Here is an 11,762-nt window from a genome sequence, read left to right as displayed (position 1 = left end):
GTAATTCTGTCGAGCGGGTACGAGCTGGCGAGGTAGCTACTCAAGACGAGCGGAGCATCGAGGTGCCGCGTAGTCTTTTACCCCACCCCAGCCCTCCCCTTATAAAGGGGGGGTTGGGGGGGGTAAAAGACTACGCGGCACCTCGATGCTCCGCTCGTCTTGAGTAGCTACCTCGCCAGCTCGTACCCGCTCGACAGAATTACAGATCGCTACCAGATACCAGCCCGCGATTGTTATGCCGTAGCAGACTAATTGCGATGGGGTTTTAAGATAGGTTAATAACTGTGAATACACGATCGCAGACCCTCCACGAGTCAGGAAAAAAATACCCATCCTAGTGAGTTTGTTCGGTGTTGTTGGCATCGAACAAAACTAGCGATGGATAAATTTTATTGAGTAAGTTAGATCTGCTGACAATGCCCTAAATCGTGGAACGATCCGCAACTAGATGGCATCGCCAGCAGCTAGCTAAAATCAAACTATTTTACCTACTTAACAATCGCCGGAATATAGCTCAAACCAACCGAAGATCCGGTGTATTTATAGTTAGTTCCACTTTCGTTGTTAGCCGACTCGCTCGATTTTTTGCTAGCACTACTTTGCGAGGCACTAGCTTCGAGTTTGGCACTTAGCTCGACGTTACGTGAGCTGCTGCTTTCAGACTCACTACCAGATTTGGTATCGCGGCTATATTCAATATATTTACCCTTACTATCGTAGTAACCGCGTCCGCCACGAACTTTTTTATCGACACTGGCTGTATCGTATTCAGATTCGGACTCAGATTTTTTCTGGCTAGCAGCAAATTCGATCGCAGCTTCTTTCTGATATTCACTATTTTGAGTATACTCAGAACGATATTTTTTGTTGCTAACATCGCTGTAAGTTTCATAGCTAAAACTTACAGGTTTGCTATAGCCATACGCACTGGCATTAGTACCAGATTTTTTGCTAGAAGCTTCAGCCTTTGCCTTGGTTTCGCCAGTCGCTACAGCCGCAGAGAGTTCTTGCACCCCATTACCACCGCCAGAGGCATTTCCACCAGGGTTGATGGAGAAATTACCACTAGTAGGGCCACATTTACAATCTTGGAATTTAATCGATACCGCAGCAGCCGTAGAACCAGTAGAACCAGTAGAAACTGGATTGGCAACAGCAGCCAGCGGGCATAAAATTGAAGCAGTCGCAATAGCTAGCGTAAATTTAGATGAGAAATTCATAATTTCTACCTTCCTTATTTGCAGTAAGTAATGTACGATCTTGGGAATAAGTTTTATAAAATCTAGCTCGTCAACAAATTTAGTTGAGAACGATGGCTGTAGAGATCTAACTCTAGACCATTCAATCGATCTGAAGTTGTCGGGTTTCTTTTTTTAGCTGTCAACATGCCCCTATTCACCATCTACAGCGATCGCAGCTCTAAAGTCCGATCGATGCTGGTAATGAATATGTACCCGAATCCGCTGTCTGAATTGGATTAATTAGATAATTAAACGCGATTCCGCAGAGCGGACGCTGTGCCTGGGGCAGGCGATTACCTTACGGTAAATGGTATTACGGACAAGCTGACAATTATTTGTTAAGAAACTTCTCTAGCACATCCTGAGTTCTTAATCTATTTTTACATAACAGTTGCTAACCTGTTAGGCAAACACAACTTAATTAGTTCGGAGTCTTTCGCAGAGATTTCACTAAATTCATCATACGACTTTAGCTCGATTCTGACAATAGCTAAAACTATATTTAAACTAAAAAATTACTCTTTTATCTACATGATTATACTCTCTAGCCGTGTTAAAAATTGTATCCATACAATTTGGTCTTCGATCGAGTCATTTTATCGGTCATTATTTTTTTCAACAAATATTTTTCATCACAAGTTTCTCAGATTTAGGTGATAAAATGGATTTATCTAGTTAGTTATAAATAGATTTAAGCCAAATTGCTTAGATCGATCGCCTGTGAATTAACGATTCTCGCGTCCAGCAGAGGCTACGCCAACGGAGATCGAGTCATACCCGCTCGAAAAGTAGAGGCTTTAAATACCGATCGAAACAGTGAGTCATGCCACAGGCTCCGGAGGCAGATTACCCAACATTCGGACTAGTGTAGAATAGCCTGTAAGATATCGATCGGGTGTATGAGCGGATGAGTAAAATTCAGGCTGTGCTGTGCGGCTACTATGGCAAAGGTAACGGTGGTGACGAAGCATTGCTAGCGTCGATGCTAGAGATGTTGCCGCCACATGTAAAACCATTAGTACTCTCCGCCGATCCTCGCGCTACATCTAAAAGCTATGGTGTCAGAAGTTACGATCGGATGAATAGCGGTTCCGTCGTGCGCGCACTCAGAGAGTCGCAAGTTTTGATTTTAGGCGGCGGCAGTTTGATTCAAGATGCCACAAGTATTCGCAACTCGATCTATTATGGAGGGCTAATCGGGTTGGCGCGACAATTTGGACTACAAACATTCGCGATCGCGCAAGGAATTGGCCCTTTAAATAAACCTTTAACGCGGTGGATTGCCAAACGCGCCTTTGAAAACTGCACCGCTGTCAGCGTCAGAGATCCAGCCTCCGCCGCCTTACTCGAACAATGGGGAATACCTTGTGTCATGGCTCCCGATCCCGTTTGGAGTCTCGCCGCCACTCCCGTCCCCGAACTTGCCAACATTCCCAGCCCCAAAATCGCCGTCACCCTGCGCTCGCACCCCAAATTGACAACTTCGAGCCTTACTACTCTCACCCAAGCCTTAGCCAGCTTGCAAGCCAGTACTGGCAGTCATATTTTACTCGTCCCCTTCCAACCCACTACCGATTTAGAAATCGCCCAGCAAATTCAAGCCCAATTAACCGATAATAGTCAGATAATTACCCTCAGCAACCCCAAACAACTTAAAGGTTTATTTCAAAATGTAGATCTGGCGATCGGGATGCGCTATCACAGCCTAATTATGGCAGCAGCCGAAGGATGTAAATGTTGGGCAATTAGTTACGACCCAAAAGTGAGTAAACTAATGACAGAAATCGATATTCCTGGCTGGGAACTAGCCGATATCCCCACCGATGCCAATGCGATCGCTCAAACCTGGCAATCCCACCTCAATACTGGTAACGCACTCAGTCCTCAATTACTCCAAAACCTCCACCAATCATCACTAGCTCACAAAAACTTGCTAACTTCTAGGCTTTAGGTATTAGGTGTTAGGTATTAGGCTTTAGGCTTCAGGTGTTAGGTTTTAGAAGTAATTGCACATCTACTGCTTACTCCCTACTCCTTACTTCGTACTTCTTACTTCGTACTTCTTACTCCCCGTCCCCCAGTCCCCCAGTCCCCCAGTCTCCCCATCCCCCATCCCCCATCCCCATCCTGCCATGTCCCCAGCAGAACAAGCCAACGCAGACCAAATCATCGAAACCATATATACCACAGTCGAAACCCAACCCGATCGGACTGATTGGTTGACAGTAGTTAGTAATCTGCGGCAAATCAATCGCCAACTAGTAGAAGAAATTGCCAGATTAGAGCAAGCCTTAGCATCTGCCAAGCAGACAGTACATACCCACAAAGAACAGCATCAGATTCACGAAATTACCATCTTGCAACAACAAGATGAACTAAAAATTGCTAAAGATCGCCTCGGATCGCTATTTCAACAATTAGAAACATCCCACCAGATCGGACAACGCCAACAAACCTTAATTGAAACCCTCTCTCAACAACTTGAAATCGTCCAAACGATCGTCCCCCAAATCGAAGCAGAACACGAAGAACTCCGTCAAAAATACCAGCAGCAATCGCAAAAATTAGTCAAAACCGAGCGAGTTGCGATCGAACTCCATCGCCGACTCAAGCTGCAAGCTAACACCACATCAGATACTATTAGTGCCGATTTAAGTAGGGATAACGATCGGCCCCCCATTAGCAGCCCATTAGTCCTCGCCGACTCTAACATCGATCCCGATCTCGACGCAAATCCAGACTTATACCCCGTAGCAGCCACCGATTTCGACTCCACCTCATTTACAACAGAACTCGATCCAGCACCCCCTTCAGCACCACTCCAGATCGATCTTCCCAATTGGACATCGCCATCACCTTCAGCACAACAGATCTCATCGATTTCTAACTCCTCAGCACCTACCGGATGGCGGGAAGCAATTCTACAAGATCGAGAAACACGCAACGTTAACCGTCGTTACAATGCCTTAGAAGAAGCTGGCATCTATCCCACTGAAACCATCGATAAAGAAAGTACCTCACCAGAAAACCCCATCTCCCAATCGTCTTCAAAGTGGCCATCACCAACGATCGTTGGCGGAGCCTCTCCAACGGAGAATCGCGATTCTCGCCGCGATGACAACCTCGTCGATCGACCTGCCACCAAAGCAGTTAAAATCGATCTACCCAAGTTTCCCAAAAAACCAGAAAACTAACCCCAGCCAGATGCTCAGTGCGATCGATAAAAAATGGGTTAAGATTTTTGATGAGACTGTAAGACAGGCATTAACTGTTCAAGACTGGAAGAAGATGAGTATTTTTCTTAAACCCGAACACGAGCGATTCATTCAATCTCAAATTGAGTCAGGAGCATACGATCGTCCCGATGAAGTAATTGATGCCGCTTTTAGGTTGCTAAAAGAGCGAGAAAATCGTCTGGGAGAACTCCATCAACAAATCGCCCCTGGGCAAGAAATTGATGGTGAGGCGGTATTTACATCATTGGGATCGAGCCTAAGTAAGCAATCCGCAAAAAAATATTTAGAGCTGGAATTTTATCGATTAGCTGAGAATTGGAAACACGAAACAGCTTCTTTTTCTTCGATCTCAAAAAAGATAAATCATCAAGATTATGTAAAGATTGTAGCAATGGGAAATGATGTATTGCCGCTGATTTTGCGATCGCTCTTAAAAGAACCCGATCATTGGTTTGTAGCTTTAAAAAAGCTATCACAAGAAGATCCGATTCCAGCCGGAACAACCTTTTCAGATTCGGTCAGCGGATGGTTGAAATGGGGGCAAGAAAAAGGGTTAATTTAGCCAAAATTTATGTCAGATGAATTAATCCACTTTCGTAGATGAAGAAGGATTACCCGCTCATATGGCAAAACAACTTCCAAATGGAAAATAGAGTAGTAAATGTGGTGATTTAGAAGATATCGAGCACGATCTAGAAGCTCTCATTGGAGAAGATTCAAAGCGAGAAGGTTACGGTACTATTGCCTGTTTCATGAAGAAGAAACTAGCGGGAATTGGAGATTTTACCTATTGATTTATCGATCTCCGGTTCACCCTGCTCGATCGAATCCTCTTACTTCCACCATCGATCGACATTTGAGAGCATCGATCTATTTTAACCAAAATGGAGTTTAGCTTGATTTTCGCTTGTGGATAGATGCGATCGGTAGTAACAATGTCGATTCGATCTCTTCTCTCACTTCCCGGCTGACATAACAATCACTATTGAGGCAATCTACTAGCAGTTTATTGGCATCATAGTACTGTTGGAGTAATTTTTCTTGAGCTTCGCTAAACTGCCAGTCGTGACCGATATTGCGATGCTGAGTGACGATCGATCGTAATTCATCAGTCCATCTTTGTCCGTTGACCTTCCACCATTGTTTCAAATTGTCACCATTAATTGGAGATAGATCTGGTAGTTGATTTTTTAATTTTTGTAGCAATTCTTCCGATCTGGAATGTAAATCGAGTGAAACATTACGAGTAAAGTCTAGGTTGTAAGTGAGTCTCATAGTCGATTTTCGATTAATATTGCTACCGATTAGAGTTTTTAATTCAAAACTTGAATCGATAGTAAAATCCATTTTTTTATTGAAGATATCGTTGATAAACTCTGCATCTTTTAGAGCGGGAAGGAGATTAAAATCTAGATTAAGTGTGTTATTTTCAATTCGAGCAGTATTTTTGAACTCATGTGCTAATAAAGAATCTAAATCGGTAGCAAGATCGAACTCAAATTTTTGATTAGACAAATTAAGCGACATGTAGAATGAGCGAATGGCAGCAGGTTTATAAGAATTTTTAATAGAGCTAGATTTTTGTTCAATTAATTTTAGAAGTCTTTGTAACTTCTCATCTTGGCTAAGAATACTGTCAATATTCTGTTTCATAGCTTTCAGCAAAAGATCGGTATTTTCTAACATACCACATGTTAAGAGTAAGACTTCTCTCCATCTCTTATCTGTGATGTAGCTTGCAACTTTTTGAATTAAAATATCAGAATTAGCACTTAAAACAATTTTTCGAGCTGTAAAATACTCATGAAAAGTGAGATGCGAAAATGAATAAATTCCTCTGGCACGTTCGACAAACAGCCCATGCTGGGCTTCGATCGACTTCAAAACTGCTTCACTATCCAACTTCAGTGCATCTTCCGCTGTGTTAGCATCTGGTAAATTGCGAATGTATTGAGTAATATGGTGTTCCGCTTCCTTCTGTTTAAAGAAGTAGTTACCTTTTTCAAAAGTATCCAACGCTATTTGACTTAATAGATCTTCTCTACGTTTGAGAGATAACTGCTTATAGACTCGATCTCGCTCGATATTTCGCTTCGCATCCCATTTTTTGAGCAATACATCCAAACCTTCTTTGTATAGTTCCGATCTATTCGATGGAAAGCTACCAGATTCACCAAATATCAAACATAACAATATCAGTAACAGTGGACTAGATGCAAGTTCTCGAATACTAGGCTCTTCTTTCAGCTTCTTGATGAAGTTTTCTGCTTTAATAGGATCGTTCTTCGTTTGGAACCATTGTTTTGTAAAGGTGGCAATCTGTCGATTGTCAAAATCAGCAACTTCAACCTCTGTGAATTTCTCAAAAGTATATTCTTTCGCTGCAATCCGGCAAGTTATTGCAAATATATTTTTAGCAAACCGATCGCTAAAATCTTGGATTTGCTGCAAAACCCTCTTACTATCTGATTCTCTAACCTCATCCAGCCCATCCAATAAAATCGCGAATCTACCCTGTAAGAGTAAGAGTTCTATGTTTGTAGCACTGCCATACAATACAGAATTGCATAATCCTTTTTGAATTTTGGTTCTTGGCTCGATGCCATAGCTCTTGAAAAGTTGAGTTATATAATTGAATAAACTAGGCTGATTGTCAACTTCAGCAAAATCTTTAAGAGTAATAAAGAGCGGTATTAGCTGCGGTTTAAAGGTTCCCTCAATACATTGCAATGCGACATATTTAAGAAATGTTGTTTTCCCAGCTCCTGGTTTGCCCAAAATCATCAATTTGGTGTATTTATCAATCGCCTCCAGAGCCGGAATACGCGCTTCTTGCACTCCACTCAAGCTAAATCGATCGTAATTTTCTAAAGAACAACTTTGCAGTAATTCCTGAAGTTCTAATCGTTGGCGACCAGTAATTTTTTCGAGAATGTTGACATTTGTGTAGATCGCATTCAGATCGATCGGCTGTGTCATGTCTAGCACCCGCATCGTGCCACACTTAGTCTGTATGCTGTCATAGATGTTAACCCGAACAGTTTCCACTAGTTCATCCAGATTTGGCGGTCGATCTGTTTGTTCATCAGCTTCTAATTCGACAATCTCGCCCCATTTCAAATCGAGTGCATTGCAAATATCCTGAGAAATCCGTTTCTCAATTCTTTTTCCCTTTAGAAATTGCAATATGGTTTGTCGAGTACATCCAGCCACACCTGAGAGGTATTCTTGAGTCCAGCCTTTTAATTTCAAAGCGTGTTTTGCTGTTTCTACACCTGCTGCTGTTGCTTGAATACCTCTGTCCATAATACCCGTTGCTACGCTTACATAACTCTTACACAAGCTTAACACCTTACTCCGACAAGGCTTCAGCTATTTCGCTGGATAATTTAGATAGGAACCAAGCGCGCGGAACCTACTAAATAAATTCTGCTCGAATACAGCTAAATATTATGTCTGACAATCATTCCGATCGATCGCATCAAGCGCGCATTCTGTTTTCTAGTGCCATGTTCGCCGCCGCATTTTCAGCCTCTGTAACGTTACTCGGTGCGGGTGAAATCTGTACCGGAAATCCTCAAGGTACCGAAATAATGATGGGTGGATTGACAGCAAGCATCCAATCTCTGCGACTAGCTCAAGCAGCTCGCGATCGAGTTAACAAGATCTCTAATTAATCGATCGATTAATTGTGAAGATCTGCGGCTATTATTAACCTAATTTAGGGTAGGGGTAATTTATGAATTACCCCTACTCCAGCATTTGTCGGTTGGGTCAATTACCGTTAAAGCCAACATCACAAATGGGTTTACTGCTAAAATTAGCAGTAGAAGCCTGAGTAGCTATGCCCTAATCTCCGCCGAACAGGATCGACACCATGTTTACCCAAGAACAGAAAGATCTTAAAGACCGTCTGAATGCCCTTCCAAAAGACGATCTCAATGAAATTATTGCATCTTTGGGGATAGATACAACTTCAGCAGTAAACTCTTCCAATTGCGGAAGTCAGCAATTCAAGGCTAATCGTCTGACTTGGGAAAAGTTTAATACATTCCTAATGTTGATTTATGGTGGTGCTATTCTAGGTGATGCCTGTTCGGGTGTCCGAGGTGCAGTCGTAGGTGCAGCGATCGCTGTATTGTATTCGTGCTATATTTTCACTAACAAAGAAAATCACTCTCAGTCGCCCGATCGATCTTGCAGATAGCATTTAACTTTTATAGCAGTCGCCAAAGCGGTGAAGACACTGGATATCTCAGTCCGCGTAGGCGGACTTTGCATCACTAGCAACGATTTCAATCGTTGTGCTACCCGAACGGACAAAAAAATGGTTCTGCCATCGACAGAACCATTAACTCATAGGAAGTTATAATCTAACTTAAAATACCTAGCGAACTACACCAGCTTGCTTAGTCATATCGATCGGTTTAATCAGATACAAGCGGAGTAACTTCACGCCCATCGATACGATCGTTGGTAGATTTTGAATCTTTTTCAAGAACTTAGGCGTGGTAGATTCTGCCGATGCTACTAACTTGAGATAGTCTGCGGCGCACTTGTCTAAAACTGAGAAGAATTTGGGATTATCTACATCTAAAATTACGGGGAATACTCGTCCCGCAGTTTTATTTGTTTCTTGGATTACTTCGATATCGAATGTGCGGCTATTCATGCCTAAAATGCCGTAGAATTTGCTTTCACGATCGCGAAGATACATCGTGGCAAATACAGCTAATAAGAAGAACCGACACCAGAGTTTTGCTCTGAAATCATTGAGAAGCTGGGGTTGGGAGCGCATCAATGCATCAAAGAAATCACCATGACGATTCTCGTCTTGACACCAGTTATCAAAGAAGTGGAAGATGGGATAGATCCGGTGTTCGGGATTCGCTTCTAAGTGTTGAAAAATCTTGATATATCGCCAGTAACCAATCTTTTCTGAGAGGTATACTGAGTAAAAAATAAATTTGGGTTTGAAGAAGGTGTAATTATGAGTTGCAGTCAGAAAGCCCAAATCTAGCGAGAGTCCGAAGTCAGACATCGCTTTATTCAAAAAGCCAGCATGACGCGCTTCATCCCGCGATAGGAGGTTAAAACCTTCGGCTAGCAGCGGATTCGTGTGCTTGAGCTTACGACTGAGTTCTTTGTAGAGCAGGAATCCAGAAAATTCGGAAGTGCAGGAGCTTTCGAGAAAATCGATAAAGATCTGACGGGTTTCGGCTGGGATATCGTCCCAAGAGCGATCGAATTTTTCATCTCTGACGAAGTGGTTGCGGTTATAATCAACCCGCATTTCCTCGATAATCGCTTGCATCTCATCTTCATTGACAGAGAGATCCATCTTTGCCATCTCTTCAAAGTCGGTGGTGTAGAACCGAGGCGTGAGGAGAGTTTCTTTAGCGGGACGTTTTACACCTGGTCTGATTTCATCATTCGATGATGGTTTTGAAACGGAGGTTACCATAATAATTTTGTTTATAACTAAATTCGATCGCGATTGACTCAGACAACAACCCAGGCATCGAGATCTACCCTTTTTGCATTTTACCAAGTCTAGACTGGCTCCGCAGTGTTTTTGTGTTAAGAGTTACAAAGATATTCATTTTATCGAGTCTGTCAAACCCGCTCTCAGCAGCAGCTTCATCGGTTGAGTAGCGGTGCCCGATTAATCCAGATCGCCGCCGCTTCAGACTCGATGCCGATCGAGAACGATCTGGGCTGCGTTATAATCGGGCTAAACTACTTCAGCTCATAACCCAGACAGATGAAAGGTCAAAACTTTGTGAACTGGTTGATGGGCGATCGGGCGGGAGCCGCGACGATCGCCGTCTGGGACTGGCTGTGGGGTAAAGAGGCATCCATTCCTGCGCCCAGCCAAGCAGAGACTTTGGCTGTCGCCGAGCGTGCGCTCGATTTGATGACGGAATCTGTCGCTAGTCTCTCTGCTGCTGTGGAGCAGCAAGCCAGTTCCTATACCAAGATCCAACGGCAATACGACACCCAGGCGAAAGAAATTGCCACACTGGAACGATCGGCTGCAAAATCGGCTCAAGCAGGGCGCGAGCGGGAGGCACGGCTGACACTGGTACGAGTCATTCAGCAAGAACAATTATTAGCACAGCTACATACCCAAGTCGATCGCGCTGAAGAGTTACTAATTAGTTCTCAAAACCGCTTAACCCAAGAACAGCTAGAGCTAGCACGATATCGTACCGAAATTCAGAATACTAAAGATCTGTCGCGCGTCAATACCGCCTTGCGGGAAATTGCCCGCGTTAATGATGGATTCAATAACGGCTCTGCCAAATCTACACTAGAAAATGCCCAAATGCAGGCAACAGAGTACGAAATGCAGCAAAAAATTCTCGCAGATATTTCTCAAAATCGATCGGAACTCACGAATGAAAATAGCGATATCGAACTCCAATCGCAAGTCAACGAGCGACTGGCAAAATTAACAGCAAATAGTTCTGAGTTACCCCTTAATTAAAGATATGACAAGTTCTAAAAAAGGCCCCCCACCGATCGTTTACATTGCTGGAGCTTTGGCTCTGTCTGGGTTAGGATATGCCGCCTACAATAAGTTAAGTAGTTCTTCATCACCGCCGATCGTCAGTAGTCCTACTAGTCCTGACAATCCTAGCAGTCCAACAAATCCAACCAGCCCGACGACACCTACAGTCGCCTTCAATGCGCCAACCACAGTAGCGGCGGGAACTGTCGTTAAAATCGGTGGTGCCACCAGTATGGCGCAATTCAACAAAGCTCTGAAAATCGGTTTCGAGCAAAAATTCCCTGGCGTTCGCGCTCAAACCATCGCTTCTAGTTCTAATAAAGGTTTAGCAGATCTCGCTGCTGGAACGATCGATATTACCGGAATTTCTCGCGGACTCACAGCCGCCGAACAAGCACAAGGCTTAGTCGCCGTACCAATTTCCCAAGATAAAATTGCGATCGTCGTGGGGCAAGATAGTGCCCTGAATGGGGGCTTAACCTCAGAGCAAGTTACCAAAATCTTTACTGGCGAAATTAAAAATTGGTCGGAGGTTGGTGGTAAAGCTGTACCCATTCGCCCGATCTTGCGACCGATCGTGAGCGGTACCCACCAATCTTTTCAGGAAATCGGGCTGCAAAATAAAGGCTTTGGCTCTGGCGGCAACTTTAAAGTCTTAGAGCGCGATGCTAGCACCCCCTTATTTCAAGCTCTCGGTACCGATGGCATTAGCTATGCGACTTTCGCTCAGGCTGCCAATCAATCGACAGTGCGATCGATCGCGATCGACGG

The 11,762-nt window shown here is 43.6% G+C and carries 10 protein-coding genes; 7 read left to right on the top strand and 3 right to left on the bottom strand.

Annotated features, from left to right (window positions below; genetic code table 11):
* Nucleotides 1-488 precede the first annotated feature (488 nt).
* Nucleotides 489-1,220 carry a hypothetical protein gene (locus RMO79_RS00735; protein ID WP_310481130.1) on the bottom strand — a complete coding sequence of 244 codons (732 nt, stop codon included), beginning with the start codon at nt 1,218-1,220 and terminating at the stop codon, nt 489-491.
* 928 nt (nt 1,221-2,148) lie between these two features.
* Here RMO79_RS00735 and csaB point away from each other — a divergent pair.
* The 3 genes from csaB to RMO79_RS00720 all read left to right on the top strand — a co-directional run bounded on the left by csaB (nt 2,149) and on the right by RMO79_RS00720 (nt 5,039).
* Nucleotides 2,149-3,192: a polysaccharide pyruvyl transferase CsaB gene (gene csaB / locus RMO79_RS00730; RefSeq protein WP_310481129.1), complete on the top strand. Its 1,044-nt coding sequence runs from the start codon at nt 2,149-2,151 to the stop codon at nt 3,190-3,192.
* Nucleotides 3,193-3,373: 181 nt separating this feature from the next.
* The gene (locus RMO79_RS00725; RefSeq protein ID WP_310481128.1) at nt 3,374-4,435 is read left to right on the top strand and encodes a hypothetical protein; all 1,062 of its coding nucleotides are present in this window, start codon (nt 3,374-3,376) and stop codon (nt 4,433-4,435) included.
* Nucleotides 4,436-4,445: 10 nt separating this feature from the next.
* On the top strand, nt 4,446-5,039 hold the full coding sequence (locus tag RMO79_RS00720) for a type II toxin-antitoxin system ParD family antitoxin (RefSeq protein WP_310481127.1): 594 nt from the start codon (nt 4,446-4,448) through the stop codon (nt 5,037-5,039).
* A 329-nt stretch (nt 5,040-5,368) separates the two neighbouring features.
* Here the strand turns inward: RMO79_RS00720 and RMO79_RS00715 are convergent, their stop codons facing one another.
* Nucleotides 5,369-7,783 carry an NACHT domain-containing NTPase gene (locus tag RMO79_RS00715; RefSeq protein ID WP_310481126.1) on the bottom strand — a complete coding sequence of 805 codons (2,415 nt, stop codon included), beginning with the start codon at nt 7,781-7,783 and terminating at the stop codon, nt 5,369-5,371.
* A 146-nt stretch (nt 7,784-7,929) separates the two neighbouring features.
* Here RMO79_RS00715 and RMO79_RS00710 point away from each other — a divergent pair, with 146 nt between their 5' ends.
* Both RMO79_RS00710 and RMO79_RS00705 read left to right on the top strand, forming a co-directional pair.
* Nucleotides 7,930-8,154 carry a hypothetical protein gene (locus RMO79_RS00710; RefSeq protein WP_310481125.1) on the top strand — a complete coding sequence of 75 codons (225 nt, stop codon included), beginning with the start codon at nt 7,930-7,932 and terminating at the stop codon, nt 8,152-8,154.
* A 200-nt stretch (nt 8,155-8,354) separates the two neighbouring features.
* Complete coding sequence (locus RMO79_RS00705) at nt 8,355-8,684, top strand: hypothetical protein (protein WP_310481124.1); 330 nt, start codon at nt 8,355-8,357, stop codon at nt 8,682-8,684.
* 180 nt (nt 8,685-8,864) lie between these two features.
* Here the strand turns inward: RMO79_RS00705 and acsF are convergent, their stop codons facing one another.
* On the bottom strand, nt 8,865-9,941 hold the full coding sequence (acsF, locus tag RMO79_RS00700) for a magnesium-protoporphyrin IX monomethyl ester (oxidative) cyclase (protein ID WP_310481123.1): 1,077 nt from the start codon (nt 9,939-9,941) through the stop codon (nt 8,865-8,867).
* A 300-nt stretch (nt 9,942-10,241) separates the two neighbouring features.
* Here acsF and RMO79_RS00695 point away from each other — a divergent pair, with 300 nt between their 5' ends.
* Both RMO79_RS00695 and RMO79_RS00690 read left to right on the top strand, forming a co-directional pair.
* A complete protein-coding gene (locus RMO79_RS00695; RefSeq protein ID WP_310481122.1) occupies nt 10,242-10,967 on the top strand; it encodes a hypothetical protein in 726 nt (241 codons plus the stop codon).
* 4 nt (nt 10,968-10,971) lie between these two features.
* Nucleotides 10,972-11,762, top strand: a 791-nt coding sequence (locus RMO79_RS00690) for a substrate-binding domain-containing protein (RefSeq protein WP_310481121.1), incomplete at its 3' end; no start/stop codon positions are given.

Source organism: Chamaesiphon sp. VAR_48_metabat_403, assembly GCF_031422475.1.
Lineage (GTDB): Bacteria > Cyanobacteriota > Cyanobacteriia > Cyanobacteriales > Chamaesiphonaceae > Chamaesiphon.
This window is presented reverse-complemented; position numbering and strand designations above follow the sequence as displayed.